Annotated in this window: 21 protein-coding genes and 2 pseudogenes; 15 read left to right on the top strand and 8 right to left on the bottom strand. The window is 74.6% G+C overall.

Going from position 1 to position 24,823, the window contains the following annotated elements; translation table 11 throughout:
* Window positions 1-439, top strand: a 439-nt coding sequence (locus tag K7G60_RS33615; protein WP_225804745.1) for an enoyl-CoA hydratase/isomerase family protein, incomplete at its 5' end; no start/stop codon positions are given.
* The gene (locus K7G60_RS33610) at window positions 436-1,359 is read left to right on the top strand and encodes a glutaminase (protein WP_225804744.1); all 924 of its coding nucleotides are present in this window, start codon (window positions 436-438) and stop codon (window positions 1,357-1,359) included. The genes K7G60_RS33615 and K7G60_RS33610, both read left to right, overlap by 4 nt.
* 310 nt (window positions 1,360-1,669) lie before the next feature.
* Here K7G60_RS33610 and K7G60_RS33600 read toward each other — a convergent pair whose 3' ends face one another.
* The 4 genes from K7G60_RS33600 to K7G60_RS33585 form a co-directional block, all read right to left on the bottom strand.
* A complete protein-coding gene (locus tag K7G60_RS33600; protein ID WP_225804743.1) occupies window positions 1,670-2,374 on the bottom strand; it encodes a 1-acyl-sn-glycerol-3-phosphate acyltransferase in 705 nt (234 codons plus the stop codon).
* Between the two features lie 226 nt (window positions 2,375-2,600).
* Window positions 2,601-2,999: a nuclear transport factor 2 family protein gene (locus K7G60_RS33595; protein WP_225804742.1), complete on the bottom strand. Its 399-nt coding sequence runs from the start codon at window positions 2,997-2,999 to the stop codon at window positions 2,601-2,603.
* Window positions 3,000-3,042: 43 nt separating this feature from the next.
* The gene (locus K7G60_RS33590; protein WP_225804741.1) at window positions 3,043-3,321 is read right to left on the bottom strand and encodes a hypothetical protein; all 279 of its coding nucleotides are present in this window, start codon (window positions 3,319-3,321) and stop codon (window positions 3,043-3,045) included.
* A gap of 128 nt (window positions 3,322-3,449) precedes the next feature.
* Complete coding sequence (locus K7G60_RS33585) at window positions 3,450-4,619, bottom strand: FAD-dependent monooxygenase (RefSeq protein ID WP_225804740.1); 1,170 nt, start codon at window positions 4,617-4,619, stop codon at window positions 3,450-3,452.
* 78 nt (window positions 4,620-4,697) lie between these two features.
* Between K7G60_RS33585 and K7G60_RS33580 the strand changes: the two genes are divergently transcribed.
* The 4 genes and pseudogenes from K7G60_RS33580 to K7G60_RS33565 form a co-directional block, all read left to right on the top strand.
* Window positions 4,698-5,264 carry a TetR/AcrR family transcriptional regulator gene (locus K7G60_RS33580; protein ID WP_225804739.1) on the top strand — a complete coding sequence of 189 codons (567 nt, stop codon included), beginning with the start codon at window positions 4,698-4,700 and terminating at the stop codon, window positions 5,262-5,264.
* Between the two features lie 117 nt (window positions 5,265-5,381).
* Window positions 5,382-6,149 (top strand): NPP1 family protein, encoded by a 768-nt coding sequence (locus K7G60_RS33575; RefSeq protein ID WP_225804738.1) that lies wholly within the window; start codon window positions 5,382-5,384, stop codon window positions 6,147-6,149.
* Between the two features lie 97 nt (window positions 6,150-6,246).
* Window positions 6,247-8,283, top strand: a complete 2,037-nt coding sequence (locus K7G60_RS33570; RefSeq protein WP_225804737.1) for an NAD-binding lipoprotein — start codon at window positions 6,247-6,249, stop codon at window positions 8,281-8,283.
* A gap of 41 nt (window positions 8,284-8,324) precedes the next feature.
* Window positions 8,325-9,522: pseudogene (locus K7G60_RS33565) on the top strand (pectinesterase family protein); the annotation flags it as partial.
* A gap of 16 nt (window positions 9,523-9,538) precedes the next feature.
* Here the strand turns inward: K7G60_RS33565 and K7G60_RS33560 are convergent.
* Entirely contained in the window at window positions 9,539-10,309 is a 771-nt protein-coding gene (locus K7G60_RS33560) for a class I SAM-dependent methyltransferase (protein WP_225804736.1), read from the bottom strand.
* Window positions 10,310-10,676: 367 nt separating this feature from the next.
* Between K7G60_RS33560 and K7G60_RS33555 the strand changes: the two are divergent.
* A pseudogene (locus K7G60_RS33555) lies at window positions 10,677-11,873 on the top strand (alpha-hydroxy-acid oxidizing protein).
* On the opposite strand, the gene K7G60_RS33550 reads toward K7G60_RS33555, so the two are convergent.
* The gene (locus tag K7G60_RS33550; protein ID WP_225804735.1) at window positions 11,836-13,083 is read right to left on the bottom strand and encodes an aromatic acid exporter family protein; all 1,248 of its coding nucleotides are present in this window, start codon (window positions 13,081-13,083) and stop codon (window positions 11,836-11,838) included. The pseudogene K7G60_RS33555 and the gene K7G60_RS33550 sit on opposite strands and share 38 nt — an antisense overlap.
* 319 nt (window positions 13,084-13,402) lie before the next feature.
* Between K7G60_RS33550 and K7G60_RS33545 the strand changes: the two genes are divergently transcribed.
* From K7G60_RS33545 to K7G60_RS33525, 5 genes are all read left to right on the top strand, one after another.
* Complete coding sequence (locus K7G60_RS33545) at window positions 13,403-13,906, top strand: hypothetical protein (RefSeq protein ID WP_308082879.1); 504 nt, start codon at window positions 13,403-13,405, stop codon at window positions 13,904-13,906.
* The gene (locus tag K7G60_RS33540; RefSeq protein ID WP_225804733.1) at window positions 13,876-15,300 is read left to right on the top strand and encodes a hypothetical protein; all 1,425 of its coding nucleotides are present in this window, start codon (window positions 13,876-13,878) and stop codon (window positions 15,298-15,300) included. Before K7G60_RS33545 ends, K7G60_RS33540 begins: the two co-directional genes overlap by 31 nt.
* Window positions 15,297-16,712: a VWA domain-containing protein gene (locus K7G60_RS33535; protein ID WP_225804732.1), complete on the top strand. Its 1,416-nt coding sequence runs from the start codon at window positions 15,297-15,299 to the stop codon at window positions 16,710-16,712. The genes K7G60_RS33540 and K7G60_RS33535 overlap by 4 nt, the downstream gene beginning before the upstream one ends.
* 74 nt (window positions 16,713-16,786) lie before the next feature.
* A complete protein-coding gene (locus K7G60_RS33530) occupies window positions 16,787-17,908 on the top strand; it encodes an AAA family ATPase (RefSeq protein ID WP_225804731.1) in 1,122 nt (373 codons plus the stop codon).
* Window positions 17,905-20,712 carry a DUF5682 family protein gene (locus K7G60_RS33525; protein WP_225804730.1) on the top strand — a complete coding sequence of 936 codons (2,808 nt, stop codon included), beginning with the start codon at window positions 17,905-17,907 and terminating at the stop codon, window positions 20,710-20,712. The genes K7G60_RS33530 and K7G60_RS33525 overlap by 4 nt, the downstream gene beginning before the upstream one ends.
* Window positions 20,713-20,809: 97 nt before the next feature.
* Here the strand turns inward: K7G60_RS33525 and K7G60_RS33520 are convergent, their stop codons facing one another.
* Complete coding sequence (locus tag K7G60_RS33520) at window positions 20,810-21,364, bottom strand: DinB family protein (RefSeq protein ID WP_225804729.1); 555 nt, start codon at window positions 21,362-21,364, stop codon at window positions 20,810-20,812.
* Window positions 21,365-21,940: 576 nt separating this feature from the next.
* Here K7G60_RS33520 and K7G60_RS33515 point away from each other — a divergent pair.
* Together K7G60_RS33515 and K7G60_RS33510 are read left to right on the top strand one after the other, a co-directional pair.
* Window positions 21,941-22,543 carry a hypothetical protein gene (locus K7G60_RS33515; RefSeq protein WP_225804728.1) on the top strand — a complete coding sequence of 201 codons (603 nt, stop codon included), beginning with the start codon at window positions 21,941-21,943 and terminating at the stop codon, window positions 22,541-22,543.
* A 68-nt stretch (window positions 22,544-22,611) separates the two neighbouring features.
* Entirely contained in the window at window positions 22,612-23,535 is a 924-nt protein-coding gene (locus K7G60_RS33510; protein ID WP_225804727.1) for a GNAT family N-acetyltransferase, read from the top strand.
* On the opposite strand, the gene thpR is transcribed toward K7G60_RS33510, so the two are convergent.
* A complete protein-coding gene (gene thpR / locus K7G60_RS33505; protein WP_225804726.1) occupies window positions 23,496-24,113 on the bottom strand; it encodes an RNA 2',3'-cyclic phosphodiesterase in 618 nt (205 codons plus the stop codon). The two genes, K7G60_RS33510 and thpR, sit on opposite strands and share 40 nt — an antisense overlap.
* A 284-nt stretch (window positions 24,114-24,397) precedes the next feature.
* On the opposite strand from thpR, the gene K7G60_RS33500 reads away from it, so the two are divergent.
* On the top strand, window positions 24,398-24,823 hold a 426-nt coding region (locus tag K7G60_RS33500; RefSeq protein ID WP_263986615.1), incomplete at its 3' end, for a delta-60 repeat domain-containing protein.

Genomic DNA, 24,823 nt, shown 5'->3' with positions numbered 1-24,823 from the left:
GCCGCCCGCCGGCGTCCTCGCCGAGCAGCGGGAGTGGATCGACGCCTGCTACACCGCCCCGACCGTCGAGGAGATCGTCGACCGCCTCTTCGGCACCGGCGTGCCCGCGGCCAAGGAGACGGCCGAGACCCTCCTCTCACGCTCCCCGGCCGCCCTCAAGGCGACCCTGGCCACGCTCCGCCGCTCCCGCGCCCTCGCCACCCTCGAAGAGGTCCTCGACCTGGAGTACCGCGTCTCCTGCGCGGCCCTCGCCACCCCCGACCTCGTCGAGGGCATCCGCGCCCAGGTCGTCGACAAGGACCGCGACCCCCACTGGACCCCGGCCACCCTCGCCGAGGTCACGGAGGCCGACGTCGCCCGCTACTTCGCCGTGCCGGCCGGTGGCGACCTCGGCCTGGCCGCCGCGACCGCCGGACACGGGACGCGGGGCGGCGCGTGACCGCGAACACCTCCTTCCAGCCCGTCCTCGACCGCATCGCCGAGGAGATCGCGGAGCTCACCGACCGGGGCACCCCGGCCGACTACATCCCGGCCCTCGCGGCGGGCGACCCGCGCGACTTCGGCATGGCCGTGGCGGAGCTCGACGGCACGGTCTACGGAGTGGGCGACTGGCGCCGCCCCTTCTCCACGCAGTCCGTCACCAAGGTCTTCACCCTCGCGCTCGCCCTCGCCGGGGAGGGCGAGGCGCTCTGGGCCCACGTCGGCCGGGAGCCCTCCGGCGACCCGTTCAACTCCCTCGTCCAGCTGGAGTACGAACACGGCATCCCGCGCAACCCGTTCATCAACGCCGGCGCCCTCGTCGTCACCGACCGGCTGCACCGCCTGACCGGCGACGCCTCCGGAGACCTGCTCGCCTTCCTGCGCGCCGAGAGCGGCAACCCGGACCTCGGCTTCGACACCGCCGTCGCAGCCTCCGAAGCCGCCCACGGCGACCGCAACGCGGCCCTCGCCCACTTCATGGCCTCCTACGGCAACATCACGGGCCCCGTCCCCGAGCTGCTGCGCGAGTACTTCCGGCAGTGCTCCCTGGAGGCGTCCTGCGCCGACCTGGCCCTCGCCACCGGTTTCCTGGCCCGGCACGGACTCCGCGCCGACGGCAGCCGTCTGCTGACCCGCAGTCAGGCCAAGCAGATCAACGCCGTCATGCTCACCTGCGGCACCTACGACGCGGCCGGCGACTTCGCCTACCGCGTCGGGCTCCCCGGCAAGAGCGGCGTCGGCGGAGCCGTCGTCGCCGTCGTCCCGGGCCGCTGCACCCTGTGCGTCTGGAGCCCCGGCCTCGACAGCCGGGGCAACTCGGTGGCGGGCGTGACCGCGCTCGACCGTTTCACGACCATCACGGGTCTCTCGGTCTTCTGACCGCGCGGCCCCCGGCGGCCGGCGGGGCCGGCCGGGGGGCCGGGCCTCGTCGAGGAGGGGCCGGAGGGCGCCCACGACCGCGCCGCCCCACACGTCGCGCAGCTCGGTGCGCGTGCAGGTCTCGTGGGCCGGCCGGTCCACGCACAGCACCTGCACGAAGACGAGCCGGCTCTTCGGGACGCGCCGGCCGCACTGGTTCCAGCCGACGCTCGCCGCCCTCGAACTCGCCCCCTCCCCGCTGCTGTTCCGGCCGGCGGGCGCGGAGGAGCGGGCCGGGGCCGAGACCGCCGCCCGACGGAGGGGCGGGGACTCAGCCCCGGCGCCGGGCCCCGCGCGAGGCCGCCGGTCCTCCGCCGCCGAGCGCCGCGGGCTCGCCCAGGGCCCCGGCCGCCGTCCGCCAGGCCTCGGTCACGGCCCCGTGGGCGAGCGCGGTCGCGGCGGCCACGTCGTCGGGCAGCCGCAGCGGCGCCCCGATGTGGACGTGCAGGCCCGGCCTGCGGACGGGCGCGGTCAGCACTCCGGCGAGCTGCTTCGCCCGCCCGCCCGAGGTGATCCGCCGGGCCCCGGCCTGGCCGATCGGCACGACCGGAGCGCCCGTCGCCCGCGCGAGCCGCGCGAGGCCGGTGCGGAACATCTCCGGCGCGTTCTCGGCGGCGTCCCGGCGCGGCGGGATGCGTCCCTCCGCGTACAGCATCACGTGCCGCCCCGACGCCAGCGCGACCGCCGCGTGGTCCAGCGCCGCAGCGGCGTGCGCCGAGCCGCGGTGGACGGGAACGTGCCCCTCGCGGGTCAGCGCCCGGCCGAGGACCGGGATCCGCCAGAGGCCCGAGGTGGCGAGCAGGACGGGCTCGACGGCCAGCCGCCTGCGGAGCGCGGCGAGCACGAGCGCCGGGTCGGCGAGCGACGTGTGGTTCACGACGAGGATGCTGCCCGGCTCGACACGGGCCCCGGGGTCCGAGGTGACGGTCAGCCGCCCGAAGAACGGGACGACATGGGCGGCGAGACGACTGAGCACGGGAGGCCCCCTGGATCCGAGGCTGAACGGTGACGGAACCATCGTCCGGGGACCCCGCGGCCCGGACATGAGCATCCGTACTCAACCGCCGGACGCGCCCCCGTACTCAACTGCCGTGCGTACCCGGTGCTCCGGCGCCCCGCCGGCGCGCGGGAGCCGTGGTCGGACGGGGGCGGCCCGTCACCCCTCTCCGTACGAGGAGGGGCGGCGGGCCGCCGTCGGCCGGTCAGGAGCGGTCGAACCAGGAGAAGGCCGAGATCCGCCAGCCGTCCGGCGTCCGGACGAACTGGAGCGTCTTGGTGCCCTCGCCCCCGTAGGGCTTCCCGTCGAGGACGCCGGACTTGCGGTAGGTGCCGAACCGGGAGGCGAGGTCGCCCTCGATCCGCGTCTCCTCGGAGGTCTCCCACTCGGAGAACTCGACGAGCCGTCCGCCGGAGAGCAGCCGCTCCCGCGGCACGACGAACTCCTCCACGGAGTGCGCGGTGAACGTGGGCGCGGTGCAGACGACGACCCCCTGCGGCAGCATCAGCCGCCGGATCCGGTCCACGTCGGCGGCCTTGCCGTCCCGGTTGTCGAACGCGCCGTAGAACTCGGCGGTCAACCGGTCGATCTCGGTCTTGGACATGACGCGACCCTACGCCCCGCGGGGCGGCCCTCGGCGGATCCGGTCACGGCACCCAGTAGTTGTGGACCCGGTGGACCTCGGGCCGGGAGCCCTGGGGGAGGCCGAGTTCCTGGGCCACGGGCATCACCAGGCCCATGAACTTCTGCATGGCCTGCTCCGACTCCCACAGGTCGTGGATGACCAGGCCCGAGTCCGTCGGGACGCAGACGTGGGACAGGCAGCCCTCGAAGGGGTTGCCGGGCAGCGCCTGGAGCTTGCTGTTCAGGGCGTCGTACTGGTCGGTCGTCACGCCCGCCATCTCGGCCGTCACCAGAATCGCCATCGAGATCTCCTTCGTGCGTCCAGCCCCTCGTGCCGTCTTCGTGACGGTGCGTGCCGGGGTCAGGACGCACCGTACCCGCGAGGGTGGCGGCAGGAGGCGCGACCCGCCCCCGCGGGCTCCCGTGTCGCCTACTTCTCCGGGGGCAGGATCGGCGGTGTCCAGTCGGCGTGCCGCAGGATGGCGCGCAGGGTCGCCCGGTCCGGCGCCGCCCGCAGGGCCGTGTTGCGTACGGAGACGGCGACCGGATGCGAGAGCTGCTGGCCCATCCGGCCGGCCCGGCGGGCGGCGAGGGCGACGGCCTGGCTGCGGGGACGCCGTTCGGAGTCGTACCGGGCCAGTGCCGTGTCGAGGTCGGGCGCGGCGGCGAGCGCGGCGGCCAGTGACACCGCGTCCTCCAGGGCCTGGCAGGCGCCCTGTCCGAGATTCGGGGTCATGGCGTGGGCGGCGTCGCCGAGCAGGGCGACCCGGCCCGCGGTGAAGGCGGGCAGGGGAGCGGTCAGTTCGTGGACGTCGTGGTGCAGCACGGCCTCGGGGCGGGTCGCCGCCAGGAGGGCCGGGATCGGTTCGTGCCAGTCCCGGAAGCGGCGGCGGAGCACGGTCAGCGGGTCGGGATGGCGCACGCCCGGCGGGGAGTTGAGCACGGCGTGCCACTCGGCCCGCCCGTCGGCGAGGGCGATGTGCCCGAACTCGGCGCCCCGGCCCCAGGTCAGCTCGAAATCGGACGTCAGCGGCAGCGGGGCGTCGGTGATGGCGCGCAGGACGGTGGATCCGCTGTACGCCGGTCCCGGATGGCCGGGGAACAGCAGTGCGCGCAGTGCGCTGTTCACGCCGTCGGCGGCCACCACCAGCTCCGCTTCCCGCACCCCCTCCGGGGTGACCACTCCCACCCGGTCGGGAGCGGTCGGGTCCAGGGAGGTCGCCTCCGCCCCGACGGCCAGGCACTCGGCGGGGAGCGCCTCGCGCAGCAGCCGGTGCAGGACGGCGCGCGGGATTCCGACGATCGGCGTGCCGAGCGTCCGCTCCAGGGCGGCCCCGTCCATCCGGGCCAGCCAGCCGCCGCCCGGGACGCGGGTGCCGCCGGTGTACTGGGGCCGGGCGGCCTCGCGCACCTCCGCGCCGACCCCGAGCGCGTCCAGGGCGCGGATGCCGTTGGCGTGGAGGGAGATGCCCGCGCCGGCGTCCCCGAGGGCGGCGGCGCGTTCGAGGACGACCACCTCCCAGCCGACCCGCCGCAGCCCGATCGCCGCCGCGAGGCCGCCGATCCCGCCGCCGACCACCACCGCGTTGCCGCCGTCCATGCCGGATGTCCCTTCCACGGTTCTTCTACGGATGTAGAAGAACCGTACTCCTCCCCTCTACAGGTGTAGAAAGGGGGGATGCCCGCCTCCTCCGCCGCCCGACGCGCCCTCCTCGCCGACACCGCCATCGACGTCCTCGCCGAGCACGGCATGCGCGGGCTCACCCATCGCGCGGTCGACCGGGCCGCCGGCCTGCCGCCGGGGACGACCTCCGCGTACCACCGCACCCGCCAGTCGCTCCTGGCCGCGCTCGTGGGCCGCCTCGTCGAGCGCGACCAGGCCGAGATCCAGGAGGCGGGACGGCGGGCCGGTCCGCCGCGCGACGCCGAGGAACTCGTCGCCGGGCTCACGGCGTTCACCGCGCTCCGGCTCACCGGGGAAGGCCGCCGCCGTTCCCTGGCGCGCTACGCGTGCGCCCTGGAGGGCGTGCACCACCCCGAGTTGCGGGAGATCCTCGTCCCGCGCGACAACGCGGCCCGGCGGTCCGTCGAGGAGTTCCTCGCCGCCCGGGGCCTCGAAGACGCCGGCGAGCGCACGGTCACCCTGCTCACCTGTGTGGACGGCCTGGTCTTCGACCGCCTGGTCAACGGCGGGGCCGTTTCGGTCGAGGAGGTGCGCCGCCTGGTGGCGGCCGCGCTGCGGTGAGGGCGGGGCCGGGGGCGGCCGGCCGGCAAGGCCCTGCCGGGGTCCGGCACCCTCGCGTTATTGGGGTGTGCATGTCAAGCTTCGGTCGGTCCATGCCCACCGACCCTGGGGGACGCAGTGAAGACACAGGCGTACGCCACGAGAGGCGCGCTCGCCCTCGCCGGAGCCCTCGCGCTGATCATCGCCCTGCCGGGCACCGCGCTCGCCGCACCGCCCACCGCCCTGCCCGCCAACGCCGACGTCCTGGAGCAGACCTTCCAGCCGGCCTACGACTACGACACCGACGGCTGCTACCCCACCCCGGCGATCGGTCCCGACGGGACGCTCAACGGCGGCCTCAACCCGTCCGGCGCCCTCAACGGCCAGTGCCGTGACGCCTGGGACCTCGGCAACACCAACGGGTACGCGCGCGCGAAGTGCAACAACGGCTGGTGCGCGATCATCTACGGCCTCTACTTCGAGAAGGACCAGGCACTGGCCGGCAGCAGCCTCGGCGGACACCGCCACGACTGGGAGCACGTCGTGGTCTGGGTGCAGAACGGCCAGGCCCAGTACGTCTCCACCTCCGCCCACGGCGAGTTCGACATCCACGGCCGCGACCGGATCCGCTGGGACGGCACCCATCCGAAGGTCGTCTACCACAAGGACGGCATCGGCACCCACTGCTTCCGCCCGGCGAACTCCAACGACGAACCGCCCGAGAACCACCAGCACACCTGGCAGTTCCCCAGTCTGGTCGGCTGGAACGGCTACCCCGCGGGCATCCGCGAGAAGCTCGTCCAGGCCGACTTCGGCAGCGCGCACTTCGGCCTCAAGGACGGGAGCTTCGCCTCCCACCTGGCCAAGGCGAAGCCGGCCGGCATCCCCTTCGATCCGTACGCCTGACCGGGCGGTCCCACCCGTGCGGGGAGGACTGATCACGAAGGGATGAACATGCCCCGATGCCGCCCCGCCGCCGTCGGCGGGGCGGCACTCTGCTGACGTGCGAAAAGAAGACGAAAAGGTCGTACCCCGGCAGCGGGGAGCCGCACAGGGAGCCGGCCCCGGCCGGACCGAGGAGACCCGGACCGCCGACGAACCGCCCGCGCACCGGACCCACGCCCCCTCCGGGACCCGGTCCGGTCACCGGAGCGGCCCGGGACGCCGTGTCCGTCCCGTCGAGCAGCGCTTCCACTACTGGTTCGACACCACCCTCACCCGCGGCACCGCCGCGCTCTGCGGCTGGCTGGCCCTCGTCTGCCTCGCGCTCGTCGTCCCCGTCAGCACCGTCCTCGTCTGGACCGACCGGCACACCCCCGCCTCCCTCGGCTCCCGGATCGCCGCGGTGTGGCGCAACACCGGCCAGACCATGCGCCTGGGCGGCGAGGTCGGCCCCCCGCTGCGCGTCGCCCTGTCCGTGCTCCTCGCCCTCATCGCGCTCATCTACGTCTCCACCCTGGTCAGCCTCATCACCACCGGCCTCACCGACCGCCTCATCGCCCTCAACCGGGGCCACGCCAGGATCCTGGAGAGCGGACACACCGTCGTGCTCGGCTGGTCCGAACAGATCCCCACCGTCGTCTCCGAACTCGTCGCCGCCCGCACCGACCGGAGCCGCCGGATCATCGCGGTCCTCGCCGACCGCGACAAACCCGCCATGGAGGAGGAGCTCCGCGCCTCCGTCGGCGCCACGGGCCGCACCAGGATCGTCTGCCGCACCGGCCGGCCCACCGACCCCGCCGCACTCGCGCGCGTGAGCCCGACGACCGCGGACTGCGTCCTCGTCCTGCCCCGCGACGACCCCCGCCACGACGCCGAGGTCGTCAAGACGCTGCTGTCCCTCTCGGCGGCCGTGGGAGGGACGGACCCCGTACGCGTCGTCGCCGCCGTACGCGACGACCGCCACCTCGGCGCCGCCCGACTGGCCGGAGGGCCCGGCGCCACCGTCCTCGACACGGACGACATCGCGGCGCGCCTCCTCGTCGACTGCGCGCGACAGCCCGGACTCTCCCTCGTCCACCAGGAACTCCTCGACTTCGCCGGGCACGAGTTCCACACCGTCCGGCGACCGGAGGCATCCGGCCGCACCTTCCACGAGGCCGCCCGCGCCTGTCCGGTGTCGACCGCCGTCGGCATCGTCCACGGCGACGGCACCGTCGCGCTCAACCCGCCGCGCGCCACCCCGCTGCTCGCCGACGACACCCTCCTCGTGATCGCCGAGGACGAGCACGCGACCCGCCTGTCGGTCACCCCCGTGCCCTACGACCCGACCGCGCTCACCCACGCCCCGCCCGGGACCCCCGGACGCCCCGAGCACGTCCTCCTCCTCGGATGGAACCGCCGCGCCCCCCGGATCGCCACCCGGCTCGCGAGCCTCACGCCGCCCGGTTCGGCCCTCGACGTCGTGGCCGAACCGCACGCCGACACCCTCACCGGCATCCGGACCGCCACCGAAGCCGTCGACGGGCGCATGACGGTGCTCCACCGGCCCGGCGACCCCACCCTGAGCGAGACCACGGACGCGCTGGATCTCGGCCGCTACGACGCGGTGATCGTGCTCGGCCCCGACCACCGGCCCGGCCACCCCGATCCGGACGACCGGACGCTCGTCACCCTCCTCCACCTGCGGGCCGGGCAACGGGCGAGCGGCCGGCGCATCCCTGTCGTCACCGAGATGACCGACGACCGCAACCGGCTCATCGCGCCGCAGTTCCCCGGCGCCGACTTCGTCGTCGGCGGCAGGCTCATCGGGCTCCTGATGACGCAGATCTCCCAGAACCCCCATCTCACCGCCGTGTTCGAGGAACTCCTCGCCCCGGACGGCAACACCCTCCGGCTCCGCCCGGCGGCCCACTACGTCCGCACCGGACGCACCACGTCCTTCGCCACCGTCGCCGAATCGGCCGCCCGCCAGGGCGCCTGCGCCATCGGCTACCGCTCCGCGACCGCCCCCGACCACGGACTGCGCGTCAACCCGCCCAAGGCGCACGTCCGGCACTGGCATCCGGACGACCAGGTCGTGGTCATCGCGCCCGGATAGGGGCGCACGGCGGCAACCTTCCCGGGGCCGGCGGCGACCAGGGGATGCCCGCCCGGCCCCGGCCGGGCGCCGCGACCGCACCCGAGTGGGCCGCGCGGTCGCCGACGGCTTCGCCTCGGTCGACGCCCTCGGCCGGCAGGGCACGTACGGCGGACGCGACGGCGCCACCGTACGGAACCCCGCCGACCTCGAGAAGTACGCCACGGCCCCGGCGTCCACAACGTCATCATCCGGAACCTGACGATCCGGGACGCCTGCCAGGGCGTCCGGAACGACAAGGACCACGACTTCGACGCCGTCCAGATGGACGGCGCGCACCACGTGTGGATCGACCACAACGACCTCCGGCACCACGGGTCGCAACGAGAGCGGCGGCACGGCCTTCGACCCGAAGGCGTACCACCCCTACACCCCCGACCCGGCGGCCGACGTGCCCGCCCCGCTCAAGTCCGGCGCCGGGCCCCGGGGTTCCATCGGCACGACGGCGGCTGCACCGGCGGCACGCCCAAGCCGGACGGCTCCGGCACGTACGGCACCGGCACGTACGGCACCGGCGGCAGCACCACCGTCGCCGTCGAGGCCGACGACTTCCAGGCCCGCGACCTCGGCATCTCCAACGACTTCGACGGGGCCCGGAACCAGAACGTCAACGGCCACCAGGCGGTCGCCCCGCGCACCGCCGCCGACCGGATCCTCCTCGACGGCGTCATCGTCAGCGGCGACCAGGACACCCTGCCCCTCGACACCGCCACCAAGGACAGGACCGGCCGCGTATACGTCACCGGCTCCTGCGGCATCGGAAACGTCGACTTCGTCTTCGGGCGCGCCACGACCGTCATCGACCGGTCCGTCCTGACCCTGAAGAAGCGCTGGGACGGCACCTCCGCCGGATACGTCACCGCGCCGAGCACCCCCGCGTGACGCAACGGCTTCCTCATCACCCGCTCCACGGTGAACGGCGACGTCACCGCGGGCGGCTTCTTCCTCGGACGCCCCTGGCACGCGGGCGGCGACGCGACGCCCGACCCCCGGACCACGGTCCGCGACAGCGTGCTCGGCGCCGCCGTCAAGGCCACCCCGTGGACGGACACGGGCGGCTTCTCCTGGAAGTCCGACCGCTTCGCCGAGTACCGCGACAGCGGCCCCGCCGCCGGCCCGGCCGGCACCGAACGGCCGCACCTGACGGACGCCCAGGCCGCCGTCCAGGACACCGCGCACCGGCTCGGCGACTGGCCCCCACCGCGGGCTGACGGACCTACACGGCCGGCACGGCGGGCTTCCTCGCCTCGATCAGGGTCCGCGCGGAGTGCGCCACGAACGGCCCCTCCGCGCGGATCCAGGCGTCGAGCTCGCGCAACCGGGGCAGCTGGTCCTCCACCGTGAACCCCGGCACGATCCAGATGACCTTCCGCAGGAACCAGACGACGGCTCCGATGTCGTGGAACTCCATGCGCAGCCGCTCCGAGCGCAGGTCCACGACGTCGAGCCCGGCGGCGCGCGCCCCGGCGGCCTCGTCGTCGGGACGACGGTGCCGGGCCGCCTCGGGCTGCGGCCCCAGGAACCACTCGACCAGCTCCCACACGCTGGCAGGGCCCACGTGCTGGGCGAAGTAGGCGCCGCCCGGCCGCAGGACGCGCGCGATCTCCGCCCACCACACGGTGGCCGGGTGCCGGCTGGTGACGAGGTCGAAGGCGGCGTCGCCGAACGGCAGCGGCGGCTCGTCGGGATCGGCGACGACCACCACCCCCCGGGGATGGAGCCGCGCGGTGGCCCGCGCGACGTTCGGCGGCCACGACTCGGTCGCCGCCATCGTCGGCGGCAGCACCGGGACCCCGCCCAGGACCTCGCCGCCGCCCGTCTGGATGTCGAGCCCGGCCGAGACGGCCGCCAGCCGCTCGCCGAGGAGCCGCTGATAGCCCCAGGAGGGCCGCTCCTCGCTCGCCCGCCCGTCGAGCCAGGAGAAGTCCCAGCCGTCCACCGAGGCTTCGGAGGCTTCCGCGACGAGCTCTTCGAAGGTGCGTGTCATCCCCCCATGATCACGGGAACGGGCGGACACCGCACCCCTGTTCCACCCGAACACGCTCCGACACCGCCCGCGCCTTCATCCGGGCTCCCGCGCTCCCGGACTCGACCCGGCCGGCCCGAGGACACGATGCCGATCCGGTGGACCTCGCGCCACCTCGGAGCCCCGGCCGGCCCCGGGGCACGCCCGGCGGCGGAGGAACGACCGGCTGACGCCCGTACACCACCGTCGGACTCGTCCGGGGCGGCAGAACCCGGCCACGAACTCCTGGAGACCGCTCCATGGTCACGCGCGCGCGTGACGGGCACGCCGGGGGCGCCGGGGGCGAGTCCAGTGCCCCGGACGCGGAACCGGAAGGGACGACACCCCCATGCCCCAGCAGTACGGCGACTACCAGAACGAGATCTACCTCGACGGGCTCTTCGGCGTCACGCCCACCCTGCCGATGACCTTCGCCGAGCTGGAGACGAAGGCGCGCGCGGCGCTGCCCCCCCTCGCTCTGGTCGTACGTGGCCGGCGGCGCGGGCGACGAGCACACCCAGGAGGCCAACGTCACCGCCTTCCGGCAGTGGGGGCTCGTCCCGCGCATGATGGTCGCCGCCGCCGCACGCGACCCCTCCGTCGACCTCTTCGGCCTGAGACTGCCGTCCCCGCTGTTCATGGCGTCCGTCGGAGTGATCGGGCTCTGCGCCCAGGACGGGCACGGCGACCTCGCGACGGCCCGTGCCGCCGCCCGCACCGGCGTCCCCATGATCGCCTCCACGCTCACCGTCGACCCCATGGAGGAGGTCGCCGCCGCCTGCGAGGACCCCCCTCCTTCCAGCTCTACACCCCCACCGACCGCGCCCTCGCGGAGAGCCTGGTGCACCGCGCGGAGGCAGTCGGCTTCCGGGGCATCGTCGTCACCCTGGACACCTGGGTCACCGGCCGGCGCCCCCGCGACCTCGCCACCGGCGACTTCCCGCAGCTGCGCGGGCACTGCCCGGCCAACTACACCTCGTACCCGGTCTTCCGGGCGCGCCTCGCCAAGACCCCCGAGAAGGACCCGCGCGCCGCCGTCGCGGAATGGGCGGGGATCTTCGGCGAGCCCCTCGTCCGGGACGACCTCGCCTGGCTGCGCTCCCTGACCGACCTGCCCATCCTCCTCAAGGGCATCTGCCACCCGGAGGACGTCCGCCGCGCCAGGGACGGCGGCGTCGACGGCGTCCACTGCTCCAACCACGGCGGACGCCAGGCCAACGGCGGCCTGCCCGCGCTCGACGCCCTCCCCGGCGTGGTCGCCGCCGCCGAGGGCCTGCCCGTCCTCTTCGACTCCGGCGTCCGCACCGGTGCCGACGCCGTGAAGGCCCTCGCCCTCGGCGCCACGGCGGTCGGCATCGGCCGCCCGTACGCGTACGGCCTCGTTCTCGGCGGCGAGGACGGCGTCGTCCACGTCCTGCGTTCCCTCCTCGCCGAGACCGACCTGATCCTGGCCGTCGACGGCTGCCCGACCCCGGAGGCCCTCCGGGAGGAGGGCGCCCTGCGGCCCGTCACCGCCTACGGCGCGTCCGGGCCGCGAGGGAGGTGACGCGGCGGCGCCGCTCCGCACGCATGCGCGTGTGCCGGTCCAGCTCCTCCATCAGCCGGTGGCCGCGGTGATCCGGATCGAGTTCGTCGAGGACCCGGTCGATCTCGGCGAGCAGCGCGCCGTACAGCTGCCAGCGCTCCGGGTCACGCGTCGCCTCGTCCTTCAGCAGTCCGGCGGCGTGGTCACGGGCGGCACGGGCCGCCCCGAGCTCCTCGCCGAGGCGGTCCTCGGCCGTCTCCGCCCCGGCGCTCGAATGCGAGGTGACGAGGTCGGCGAAGCTCACGAGCGTGTCCGCGAGGTGCCGCAGCGTCTCCCGGAGCGCCAGACCCGCCTCCCGGCGCACGAGCGGGGCCCCCTGCCGCTCCTTGGCGAGGTCGGTCAGGGAACGGGCGAGGACGCGCAGCACGACCGCGCAGATCTCCAGGGTGTCGAGGCCCGTGCGCAGCACGATGCGGTGGAGCAGGCCCTCCTTGACCCGCGGGTTCAGCCGGAGGCTGTCCTCCGCCTGCCGCAGCGCGGCGTCGACGTCGGCGACGTCGTTGTCGAGGCGCCGCGCCTCGTGCAGCCGCGCCGCGGCCCGCTGGAAGGGGGCGGGGGAGCCCGCTTCCGCGACCGGCGCCGGCTCGTCCCGCGCGTCCGGGTCCGCGAGCTCCTCGCCGATGTCCAGGAGCAGCCGGCGCATCCGCCGGGCCAGGTCGACGATCGAGTCCCCGGCGGTGTCCACCCAGACCGGCGGGACGAGCACGACGTTGAAGAGCAGGCCCACGACCGCGCCGATCAGCGTCTCCAGGACGCGGTCCCAGGCCGTGTCGGTGACCTGGGTGACGCCGAGCACCAGCATCGCGCTGATGGCCACCTCGGGGACGAACTCCTCCACCTTGACGAACCGGCCCACGACCAGGGACGCCAGGATGATCAGCCCGAGACTCCACCAGGTGAGCCCGACGAGCACGCTGAACGCGATGGCGATGAGGACGCCGACGACGACGGAGTTCACCCGCCGGAGGCTCGTCGTGAGCGTCGAGTAGAGCGTCACCTGGACGACGAGCAGCGCGGTGAGCGGGGCGGTCAGCGGGGCCGGCTCGGAACTGAGCCGGAGCGCGACGACGTACGAGAGCGTCGCGGCGGCGGTGGAGCGCAGCGTCTGCACCATCACCGGGTCCCGCCCCCAGCGCTGCCACCATTTCCATCGGCGCCACGGGTGCGGCATGGCGTACTCCTCCTCCGGTGGTCGGGACCTGTGGACGCCTGCCCGCCCCGAGGTCATCGAATCGCGATGCCACGCCCTGAGGGCACGTCGGCGCGCCGGGGATCCCGGTGAATCCTCGCGGAACCGCCTTTTCGTACGACGCGGTGCGGGCACCCGCTCCGCCCGCCCCGGAAACCGGCTTCGCACCGGCCCCGTGACGATCCGTCGGAGGCCCTCGCACGACGCCGTCCCCGAGGCGTTGTCAGTGGGCGGGGATACGTTGTCGATGTTCCGCCGCTCCGGCGTGAACATCCCCTTTGACGTGCATGGGAGAAGTGCGTTGCCGGTCTGGGAGAGGTCGAGCGCGGCGCGGGTGGTGCCGCCCGCGCGACCGCGGAAGCTTGCCAAGGTGCCGTTCGTCGAGCTGGCCGACGGACGCTTGCAGGGCGTGGTGTCCAGCGGGTCCGACATCGGGCGCGTGTACGTGTCCTCGATCGCCGCCGGGACGTACGCGTTCGCGTGCAGCACCAACAACAACCGTCCCTGCGGCGGCGCGCGCGGTTCGTTCTGCAACCACATCCGCGCCCTCGTCACCGAAGCCGTCCTCCAGTACGGCGCACAGCGCGTCGCCCGCTACCTGAAGGCCGACACGCCCGCCGGGGAGGCCGACGCCCAGACGCTCCTCTCCGCGATGACCGCCACGCGTCCCGCGCAGGGCGACACCTCGGCCGCGGCCCCCGTCTTCAGCCGGTTCCTCAGGCACCTCGCCTACCTCGAACTGGAGCCGGTCACCGCGCCGCTGCCCGAGATGCAGTGGTTCCCGCCGACGAGGGCGGTGGCCTGATGCGCACGGACCTGCTCGACGACCCCGTCGACGGACTCGACGAGGCGCTGGCCGCCGTGGACGCCTTCGACGACGCACTCGTCGCCGGTCTGCTCCGCCCGCAGCCCGCGCAGACCGACGGCCTCGCCGCGCTCGCGGACGCCCTCGCCGGCACGCCGCTCGCCTCCCTCGTCGCCGAGGCCGCCGACAAGACCGCGGCCGGCGCCGCCGGCGAGGACCACTTCGTCGCGCTCGCCGCCGCCCGCACCGCGCTCATGGGCTCCGTCCACGACGCCCTGACGGCCCGGGTCGCCGACGTCACCGGACGCCCGGCCGCAGAGGACACCGCGCCGCCCGCCGGCGGCGAGGAGCCCGCCGCGAACGTGCTCGCCGGCGCCCGCGCCTGGCTCTGCGACCTCGCCCGCGCGGGCTGGCAGGGACTCGACCACGAACTCGTCGGCGGCGCCGCGCCCGTCGTCTCCGCGATGCTGCGGGACCCCGTGCTCCGCCGGCAGGCGACGCTGCTCGACGGCTTCTCGGCAGAACTCGCCGCCTCCTGTCCGGGGGCCACCCTGGAGCGGATCCCGGTCCGCCGCTGGGCCGACCTGTGGTCGCGCGCCCTGCTGCTGACCCTGCCCGGAGCCGCCCGCACCTCCGACCGTTCCACCGCGACCGGTCGCCTGCTGCCGCTCGGCGTCGACGTGCAGGAGCACGCGACCGCCGTACAGGCCCAGGTGCACGCGGTGTTCGAACCGGCCGACGGGGCGCCGCCGCGCCTGGTCCGGGCGGCGGTGTCGGCGCCCAAGCCGGACACCGTCGTCGGCGCCGGGCTCTGGCAGCTGCTGCGGCCGCGCATGTCGCTCCTCACCGCCGTGAGCGAGGGCCGCGCCGTGGAACTCGACGCCATGCCCGTCACCGCCGAGGGCGACCTCGTCTGGGACGACGAGCACGCCCGCCCGGGGGAGCCCGCCGACCCCTTCGCCACGGCCCGGGTCGCCCTCGCCGCCGCGACCGATCCCGTCACCGCTCCACTCGACCGCCACCCGGCCCGGATCGCCGTGCCCGTCCTCCTGGAGGGGTACGCGGCGGAGCGCGAGGACGACGGGCCTGTGACGTTCACCGTCGCGGGCCGCCGACTGGCCGTCGACACCGACCGCGTACCGGCCGCGGGCCCGCTCACCCCCGAGGCGATCGCCGCGTCGGGCGCGTGCCTGGGCCTGCTCCGCTGGGACGCCGGACGGTTCCTCCTGCAGCCGCTCGCCGTCGAGACGACCGTCCGGAAGAAGACCGTCGCCGTCCACGCGGGCGCGTGGGCCGGCGGCACCGCCGACAAGGCCGGAGCGCGCGCGGAGAAGGCGGCCACGGACGCGGTCGCCGTCCTGCGCGAGCGAGCGGGAAGGCTGCTGCGCTCATGACCGAAGCGACCTTCCCACCCGGCCCCGCCGCCTCGCCCGGCCCCGTCCCCACGACCGGCCCCGTGCCGCCGGCGCCGGCCGGCCCCGACCCCGACGACAACAGGCGCCAGGTCCTCTACTGGCGGCTGCTCGCCCGGCTCTTCGACCCCGAGGAGCAGGCCGCCCTGGAAGCGGCGAGCCTCGCCGTCGTCGAGGACATCGGCCTGCCGTCCGCGCTGCTCGACCCGGGTGCCTCCGTGGACTCCGTCGTCCAGCGCCACCCGGAGCTGGCCGACGAGTTCGACGGTCTGATGACCCCCGGACCCGAGCCGGACGGCGCGCGCGACCGGGCCGCCGAGGTGCGCCGCGCCGCGCTCGCGTCGAAGCTGCTGCTGAACGTCTTCGCCACCGGCTCCGGCACCGTCTCCGCCGGGCAACTGGCCCGCTGGCAGTCGGACGCGGGCTGGCTGGAGCGCGCGCTCGGCTCCCCGCCCGGCGGACTGCGCGGCGGACGGGCGGCGGGAGCGGCCCTCACCGGCGGCGGCCTCGGAGCCGAGCTCGGCGCCGTCGAGGCCGACCTCGTCCACCGCATGCACCTGCGGGAAGTCCTCGCCGATCCCGCGCTGGCCGCCCGGCTCACGCCCAGCATGTCCCTGATCGAGCAGCTGCTGCGCGACAAGGGCAACCTCTCCGGAGTGGCGCTGGCCAACGCGAAGGCGCTGATCAGGCGGTACGTCGACGAGGTCGCCGCAGTGCTCCGCACCCAGGTCGAAAAGGCCACCGTCGGCGAGCTGGACCGCTCGGTCCCGCCCAAGCGGGTCTTCCGGAACCTCGACCTCGACCGCACCATCTGGAAGAACCTGACCAACTGGAGCCCGGAGGAGGAGCGGCTCTACGTCGACCGCCTCTACTACCGGCACACCGTCCGCCGCACCACGCCCCAGCGGCTGATCGTCGTCGTGGACCAGTCGGGCTCCATGGTCGACTCGATGGTCAACTGCACCATCCTCGCCTCGATCTTCGCCGGGCTGCCCAAGGTGGACGTCCACCTCATCGCGTACGACACCCGTGCGATCGACCTCACGCCCTGGGTGCACGACCCGTTCGACGTGCTCCTGCGCACCAACCTCGGCGGCGGCAACGACGGCCCGGTGGCGATGGCCATGGCCCGGCCGAAGATCGCCGAGCCGAAGAACACCGTGATGGTCTGGATCTCCGACTTCTACGAGTTCGACCGCTCACAGCCGCTGTTCGAGGGCATCGAGGAGGTCCACCGCTCCGGGGTGCGGTTCATCCCCGTCGGCTCGGTGACCAGCTCCGGACGGCAGGAGGTCAACCCCTGGTTCCGGGAGCGGTTCAAGGCGCTCGGCACCCCCGTGATCTCCGGCCACATCGACAAGCTCGTGCACGAACTCAAGACCTTCCTCACCTGAGACCCGAGACCCGAGACCCGGGACCTGAAACCCGAGATCCGGGACCCGGCACCCGAGACCGAAAGGCCCTTCGCATGTCCGACCTGCTCCGCGCCCCCGCCGAGATCAAGTACGCCGAGGAGCTCGACTGGCTGGAATCGATCGACGACAACCCCAAGCCCTTCTCCTGGCGCCTGTCCCCGAAGATGGTCCGCCTGTTCGTCCTCGGCTCCGAGCGCGCCGACGGCCTGGACCGGGAGGTGTCGCAGAAGTGGTTCGGCGACCGCAGCTTCGTCGAGCGCTCCATCGTCACCCTGGCCTCCGACCGCGGCCTGCTCCTCATCGGCGACCCCGGAACAGGCAAGAGCTGGCTCGCCGAGCTCCTCGCGGCCGCGATCAGCCGCAACTCCACCCAGGTGGTCCAGGGCACCGCCGGCACGACCGAGGACCACATCAAGTACTCCTGGAACGTGTCGATGGTCATCGCCAAGGGCCAGTCCCGCGAGTCGATGATCCCCTCGCCGATCATGACCGCGATGGAGACCGGCACCATCGGCCGCTTCGAGGAGCTGACCCGCTCCACCAGCGACGTCCAGGACGCGCTCATCTCGATCCTCTCCGAGAAGTACATCTCGGTCCCCGAGCTCGACGGCGCCGACGGCGAGAACATCGTCTTCGCCAAGCCCGGCTTCTCGGTCATCGCCACCGCCAACAGCCGCGACCGCGGCGTCAACGACCTCTCCTCCGCGCTCAAGCGCCGCTTCAACTTCGTCCGCATCCCGGTCGTGACGATCAAGAAGAGCGAGGCGGAGATCGTCCGCTTCCGCACCGAGGAGCTGCTCCGCCGGCACGCCATCGAACTGGACGTGCCGCCCACCCTCCTCGACGTCCTCCTCCAGAGCTTCGCCGACCTGCGGGCCTCCGCCGCCGCGGCCGGCAGCGACGACGAGAAGCTGGAGTCCGCCCTCTCGACCGCCGAACAGATCGGCGTCCTCGAGGACTCGATCCTGCACAGCAACTTCTTCGGCGAGCGGACCCTGACGGCCCGCGCCCTCGCCGCCTCCCTGGTCGGCACGCTCGCCCGGCGCGAGCCGGAGGACCTGGCCATCCTCAACAAGTACCTGCACGGCGTCGTCGAACCGCGCGGCAAGGAGGAGGGCGGGTCCTGGCCCGAGTTCCTCGAGGGCGGCCGCGAAGCGATCGCGAAGCTGTCGTGACCGGGGCCCCGTTCACCGCGCTGCGCGGTCAACTGCACCAGGCGGCGGCGGAGTTCGCCGGCGGGGCGGACGCCCTGGAGGGCATCCTCCTCGGTCTGGTCGACGACGTCGACCGCGCCGTGGCGGAACCGCTGGAGATCTTCCCCGTCTGCCACCACTCGCCGGCCTCCGCCCTCGCCATGGCCCGCCGGCTGCGCGAGAAGCAGCCCAAGGTCGTGTACCTGGAGCTGTGCGAGGACATGGCGCCGCTCCTGACCGAGCTGCGCAACTGCCGGCTGCCGGTGGCGGTGCAGGCCTTCGCGAGCGACATCGACGGCTTCCCGCCCGACTGGGCGCCGCTGTCGGTCGTGGCCCCGATCACGGAGGCCTCCGCCGAGTACCAGGCCGTCGCGTACGCCCTCGACACCCCGGGCGTCGAACTGGTCCTCGTCGACCGCTCCTCCGACCACGTCTTCCAGTGGGACGCGCGGCACGACCGTGCCGACGCCCCCGCACAGGACGACGCGGCCGGGACGACGACCGGCACCGAGGCCGGGACCGCGCTCCACGGCGAGGCCGTCGGCGTCGAGATCGGCGACCTGCGGCCGCGCTTCGCCGAACTGGAGGAGCACCTGCTGCGCCACGGCAAGGTGCGGCACTGGTCGGAATGGTGGCACCAGTACGTCGAGGTGCCCCTCGGCGACAGCGACCACGACACCTACCGTCAGGTCATGTTCCTCATCGGGAGCCTGTTCCGGCGGCTCGCGCCGGGGAACGGCGACCGCGTCCGCGTCGACGAGGACCGCGAGCGCCACATGTGGACCCGGATGCGCGAGCACCTGGCGGCGACCGGCACCGACCCGGCGGACTGCCTGTACGTCTGCGGCGCCTTCCACGCCGCCAGCCGCGTCGAGGAGTTCGGCGTGCGCGGCAGCGACACCTTCACGATCCCGCCGCGTACCGCCACGACCTGGCAGTACGGTCTGATCCCCTCCAGCAACGCGGCCATCGAGGCCCAGTTCGGCCTCGCCTCCGGCTCCGTCTCGATCGCCACGACGCAGTGGACGAAGAACCTCAAGCGCACCCGGGTGAAGCCGTACCGCCTGGAAGGACAGGCCGGCACGAAGAAGACGGCGGCGAAGCCCACCGCGCCGGCCGCCGCCCTCCCCGCCGCGGCACCGGCCGAGGACCGCCTCTCCGGCTTCCTCCAGCGGCCGCCGGTCCTCGACACCCTGGACGAGACCGAACTGCTCGGCTGGTCCGTGGACATCGTCCGCGCCGCCCGCCGCAACGGCTACCTGGCCTCCACCGCCGACGCGATCGCCGTCTTCGAGACGTCGATCCTGCTCGCCGGGATGCGCGACCGGGCCAAGCCCACGCCGTACGACTTCCAGGACGCCGCGGTCACCTGCATCGAGAAGGACAGCGTGCCCGGCCGCCGGGACGTGCGCCGCCTCGTCGAGATCATGATGGGCGGCGACCGGATCGGCCAGGTCGGCTACGAGGCACTGCCGCCGCTCGCCCGCGACGTCCACGACCGGCTGGCCCCCCTGGAGCTGAACCTCCAGCAGCGCGGGGTGCGCCGGGCCCTGCTCGACATGACCTCCCGGCCGGAGCTGCGGGCCTGCTCGGACGTCCTGTGGATGCTGCGCCGCCTGCTGCCGCACGGCGCCGCCCGGCCCGTCATGGGGGAGCGGCGGCTCGGCGAGCGGTCGATCCAGGAGTCCTGGGACCTCGCCCTCGGCACCCACCAACGGGCGCTCATCGAGCTCGGCTACGAGGGCGTGAGCCTCGAACAGGTCCTGGAGCAGCGCCTGCGCCGCACCGCGTACGGGCCGCGGGCGACGACCGCCGAGGTCCTCGCGGCCGTCGAGGACGCCACGCTGTACCTGGGCGGCCGGCGCCTCGCCGACGAGCTCGGCACCCGGGCCCTCGAGGTCCTGGCGGGGGAGCGGACGGTCGACGGGGCGCCGGAGGTACTGCGCCGGGTGCGCGGACTCCTCGCGTACTACCGCACCGGCGAGCCGGCGCTGCCGCCGTGGATCGAGTCCTTCGTCAGAACCGGGTACGCGCACTACTGCACGCTGCTGCCGACGGCCTTCCGCGACGAGGACGCCACGGTGGGGCAGGTGGCGGCCATGCTGGGCTTCCTGTTCAGCATGGAGAGCCTGGCGCTCTCCCTGGGCTGCGACAGGACACAGCTGGAACTGGCCGTCGCCCAGGCGCACCCGCGGGACCCTGCGAAGACGGCCCTGCTGTGGGCGGCGCAGGTCCAGCTGGGCACGCTCTCCCGGGGCGAACTGCGGGCACGCTGCGACGAACTCCTCGCCGACCCCCTGGCCGTGCCCTCCTACCCGCGGCACCTCAGCGGCTTCGTGCACGCGCTGGAACCGGTGCCGGGCCTCGCGGACGTGGTGGTGGAGGCCGTGTCGAACGCCTTCGGGCGACTGCCGGACGCCGTACTGCTGCCGTGGCTCCCGGTCCTCATCACGACCCTCCGCTCGAGCGCCGCGGAACTGGCCCCGCTGCTCATCCGCGAGGCGGGACGGATCTTCCCTGCCCGGCTCGCGGCCCTGGACACCTGGGTCCCGCCGTGGCACCGGCGGCCGGCCGCCCCGGGCGCCCTCCCGGCGGCCGGCGCCTCTCGGGGCGTGGCGCTCCTCCCCGCCCATCCGGCGACCTGCGACGCCCTCGCGGAGCTCCTGGGCCGCGCGGACGGCTGGACCACGACGGACACGCCGGCCCGGGCCGGAACCGGCGCCGCGCTCCTCGCGACCCACCCGGCCACCGCCGACGCGCTGGCGGGCGTCCTCGCGGCCCGATGAGCACCCCCGTCCGGCCGACGGAGCCGGGACGGGGCACGGCCCGCGCCCACCCGAGTGCGCCGTGCCCCGCCCCCGGCCGCCGGGTGCTCCGCAGCCGCTACTGGCCGACCCTTCCGTCGACGCACTCGCGCAACAGGTCGGCGTGCCCGCAGTGGCGGGCGTACTCCTCGATCCGGTGCACCATCAGCTCCCGTACCGCTATCCCGTCCTCGGGGAGCCGCTCGCCCAGGTCCGGATGCCGGGCGAGGGCGGCGTCGGCCGCGGCCTGCTCGCGCTCCAGATCGGCGTACGCGGCGTCGACCACGGCCTGGTCGGCGACGGCCTCGTCGAAGTCCGCGTCCCGCCTGCCGTACACCTTCGGCAGCGGCTCGCCGGTGATCCAGGTGATCCAGTCCCGTTCCACCTCGGCGAGGTGCCGGATCAGACCGAGCAGCGACATCGTCGACGGCGGGACCGAACGGCGGGCCAACTGCTCCGGGTCCAGGCCCTCGCACTTCATCCGCAGGGTCAGCCGGTAGCCGGAGAGGAAGTTCAGCAGCGTCGCGAGCTCGCCCTCCGGAGACGCGCCGTCGTCGCGGGGGTCGTCGGCAGGGTCCGCCCACATGTCGGGGTGGACGGTCGCCTGGCTCCATCGCTCGGGTTGATCGTTCATCCGCCCATCCTCGTGCGCGAGGAGGCGGGTTCGCCACGGAATTCTCCGGCCCCGCGCGTGCGGCCGCCGTCGCACCGGCGGCCTTCGGCCGGAAGGGGATGCCGCGGCCGGCGAGCGCCGGACACCCCCCGGGCCTCCCCGGGATCGGCTCGATCGTCTCCAGGCCGAGGGCTCCGCACCGTCCCGGACGAGCGGGATGATCACGGAGGAGCCCCCGGTGCGGGTGATCCGGGACAGCCGCGGCTGCCCGGACCTCTTGCGTCGCGCACGACCAGGGCGTTCCCCCCGTTCCCGTCCGCCGTACGTCCCTCGTACGCCATGCCGCTGACGCCGCTTCGGGAGTCGCTGCCCACCTTGTGCCCCTTCGTCGGCCGCTCCGGCCGGGGCGGTGCCGAGCACCGCCGGCAGTCCGGAGACGGCTGCGCCATCCGCCGGAGCGTGAAGTCGTACGGAGGGCGCGCGGCCGGGTCGCACGCGACGGCACCGCTCCGTCCGCACACGGCGACGGTTCACTCGTCACGGTGACCCGGGCCCGGCCGCCGTCCGCACGCGCCGGGGCTCGGGCACGGTGACTCCATGCACGCCCGCCGCACGACGTTCCTGCTGCTCGTCGCCCTCCTCGCCACCGGATGCGTGGCCGTCCCGCACGGCTCCGCCCCGACGCCGGCGGCCCGCCCCGGCGGACTCGCCCCGGCCGCGGACCGAGCCCCCGCACCGCTTCCCACCTGGCCCGCGCCCACAGAACCCGCCCCGCGCGAGGCCCTCACCACCACCGGCCCCCGCCCGGCCCCCCAGCCGGCCCGGGCTCCCGGCCGGAAGGCCGCCGAGGAACCGGCCGCCCGCCGCCCGCGTCCCCACGAGGCGGCCGGGCACCGCCCGCGCCCCCCGGCGGACGAGCCCGGGGAGTCCGTGAACAGGAAGCGCACGAACGGCAAACGCGCCGACGAGAAGCGCACGAACAGGAGGCCCGTGAACAACGGGCCCGGTACGACGCGGACCCCGTCCCACCCCCGGCACGACCGGCCGGCCCCGGCCCGCCCGCAGCCCCGGACGGACGCCCGGCCGCAGCCCCGGACGGACGCCCGCCCGCCCGAGATGCGCCGCCTCTGCCACCAGGCCGAGTCCATCCGGGCCCCCATGGGCGCGGCCGCCCTCTGCCGCGATCTGTACGGCCGCTGACCCGACCGGGCCTCCGACCCGGTGGAAAACCGCTTGTACCGGCCCTTCGGACCGGATACAAGACGATCATGTTCACACCACGGCCGTTCCGCCACTCCGACATGCCCCGCCTCCAGGAGACCGTGGCGGAGTGGATCGCCGTCGCCGGCCGCGACGCCTACGACCACGTGGGCGAGCTTCCGCACCGCGTCTACGACAACCTCCGCGACGGCCCGCCCCTCGACGACCTCGTGCACGTCTGGGAGCACGAGGACGACGGCCGGATCGGCGGCGTCACGATCTGCCTGCGGTTCGGCTCGGCCTTCGACGCCCTCTGCGCGCCGGAGCTGCGCGGCGGCGACACCGAGCGCGCGATGCTGACGTTCGCGGCCGACACCACCACCCGGCACATGGCGGAGGACGAGGAGTACGTCCTCACCGACCTCTTCGAGACCGACACGACCCGCGCCCGGCTGCTGAACGGACTGGGCTTCACCCGCTTCCGGGTCTGGGACGACGTGAACACCCGCGACCTCACCGGTCTCCCCGCCGTCGAGGTGCCCGACGGGTTCACCGTCCGGGCAGCCACGCTCGACGACGCCGAAGCCCTGGCCGAGGCGCGCAACGCCTCCTTCGGCTCCGGCTGGACGGGCGTGGCCTACCGGGACGGGATGATGACCCGGCCCGGCTACGACCCGGCGCGCGAGATCGTGGCCGAGGCCCCGGACGGGCGCATCGGCGCCTACGCCGTCCACTGGACCGACGAACGCAACGGCCTGGGCCACTTCGAGCCCGTCGGCACCCACGAGGCCTTCCGCCGCCGGGGCCTGGCCCGCGCCGTCATGGCCGAGTCCATGCGGCGCATGGCCGAACTCGGCCTCCGGCGCGTGACGGTCAACCACGACGCCGAGAACGCCCCGGCGGCCAGGCTGTACGGCTCGCTGGGCTTCACCCGCGAGTGCCGCACCCACGGCTACCGCCGGGCGAAGGCCCAGGCCTCGATGTCGCGATAACGGATCGGGCCCGGGCCGCGGCCGTAGTTGCTGCCGACGAGGTGGAGGCGCTCGGCCGCCCACGGACGGCCGGTGAAGCCGGCGAGTCCGGCGGCGGCCTCCAGCACGGACGTCGGATCGTCGCGGCGGGCCCGGGCGAGCGTCAGATGGGGGCGCAGCGGCCGGTCCTCGAAGGGGATGCCGCACTCCTTGACGACGGCCCGGACCTCCGCGGCGAGCCGGTGCAGCCCGTCGAGGTCGCCGTCGATCCCGCTCCACAGCACCCGGTCGTCGAAGTGCCCGCCGCCGCGCAGCGCCAGCTCCACCGGTTCCCGCGCCGCCGCGATCTCCGCCAGCGGCGGCCGCAGCAGGGGGACGGTCTCCACCGGGAGCTCCCCGAGGAACGCCAGGGTGATGTGCCAGTCCTCGATCCGGTTCCACCGCATGTGCGGGTACGCCTCGTACGCGGCGCCCAGCTCGCGCGCCAGCTCGTCCTTCGCGTCGTCGGGCGGGGCGAGCGCGACGAACACGCGCACGGTCGCGGCCCGTGCCCTGTCGCCGTCACCGGACTCCGTACCCTGCCCGGGCGCCTCAGCCATCTTCCGTACCCTGCCCACCGTCCGTCCCGCAACCGTCGGAGGCGAGGGTACGCGGTGAGCGGGAGGCCGCCGGCGCCGGGACCACTCCGGTACGGCCCTGCGGCCTCCCTGACGTCACATCAGGGGCGCCCTCGGCCCGCGCGCCCCCTCGCGCTCCCCCGAGGGGGTGGTTCCCCGGAGCCAGTGGGGCGCAGTGCGGCACGGTCCGCGCGGGTGCGGGAGGGGTGGGGCCGAAGCTGTCGCCCGTTCCCTGTTCACCTGCGAAGACGGAGGTTCGTCCACCCATGACCCACGCACTTCTCAGACCCGCGGCACGCCGCCGCGGGCCGGGCGGGAGGGCCGGGGCGCCGGTCGCGCTCGGGCTCGCGCTCGTCCTGGCGCTGCCCGGCACCGCCTTCGCCGCGCCCGGCGACCTCGACCCGACCTTCGGGTCCGACGGCCGGGTGACGACCCCCGTCACCGGCTACGCGGAAGGCAACGACATCGCGCGGCAGGCCGACGGCAAGCTGGTCGTGGTGGGGGCGAGCGAGGCGGGCTTCGCGCTCGCCCGCTACGGCACCGACGGCGCCCCGGACCCGGCCTTCGGCGGCGACGGCACGGTGACCAGCGACTTCGGCGGCGGCTTCCACTCGGCCAACGCGGTGGCGATCCAGCCCTCCGACGGCAAGATCGTCGTGGCGGGCACCACCGAGGTCGTCGCGGAGGAGGGC

The sequence above is a fragment of the Streptomyces sp. NK15101 genome (assembly GCF_020400725.1).
Lineage (GTDB): Bacteria > Actinomycetota > Actinomycetes > Streptomycetales > Streptomycetaceae > Streptomyces.
This window is presented reverse-complemented; position numbering and strand designations above follow the sequence as displayed.

Bases quoted from the DNA above. Each gene is read 5' to 3' on its own strand.
- K7G60_RS33595 (WP_225804742.1), bottom strand. From the start codon at position 2,999: ATGTCCAAGACCGAGATCGACCGGTTGACCGCCGAGTTCTACGGCGCG.
- K7G60_RS33520 (WP_225804729.1), bottom strand. From the start codon at position 21,364: ATGAACGATCAACCCGAGCGATGGAGCCAGGCGACCGTCCACCCCGAC.
- K7G60_RS33530 (WP_225804731.1), top strand. From the start codon at position 16,787: ATGTCCGACCTGCTCCGCGCCCCCGCCGAGATCAAGTACGCCGAGGAG.
- K7G60_RS33515 (WP_225804728.1), top strand. From the start codon at position 21,941: ATGCACGCCCGCCGCACGACGTTCCTGCTGCTCGTCGCCCTCCTCGCC.
- thpR (WP_225804726.1), bottom strand. From the start codon at position 24,113: ATGGCTGAGGCGCCCGGGCAGGGTACGGAGTCCGGTGACGGCGACAGG.
- K7G60_RS33510 (WP_225804727.1), top strand. From the start codon at position 22,612: ATGTTCACACCACGGCCGTTCCGCCACTCCGACATGCCCCGCCTCCAG.
- K7G60_RS33590 (WP_225804741.1), bottom strand. From the start codon at position 3,321: ATGGCGATTCTGGTGACGGCCGAGATGGCGGGCGTGACGACCGACCAG.
- K7G60_RS33580 (WP_225804739.1), top strand. From the start codon at position 4,698: ATGCCCGCCTCCTCCGCCGCCCGACGCGCCCTCCTCGCCGACACCGCC.
- K7G60_RS33560 (WP_225804736.1), bottom strand. From the start codon at position 10,309: ATGACACGCACCTTCGAAGAGCTCGTCGCGGAAGCCTCCGAAGCCTCG.
- K7G60_RS33550 (WP_225804735.1), bottom strand. From the start codon at position 13,083: ATGCCGCACCCGTGGCGCCGATGGAAATGGTGGCAGCGCTGGGGGCGG.
- K7G60_RS33585 (WP_225804740.1), bottom strand. From the start codon at position 4,619: ATGGACGGCGGCAACGCGGTGGTGGTCGGCGGCGGGATCGGCGGCCTC.
- K7G60_RS33535 (WP_225804732.1), top strand. From the start codon at position 15,297: ATGACCGAAGCGACCTTCCCACCCGGCCCCGCCGCCTCGCCCGGCCCC.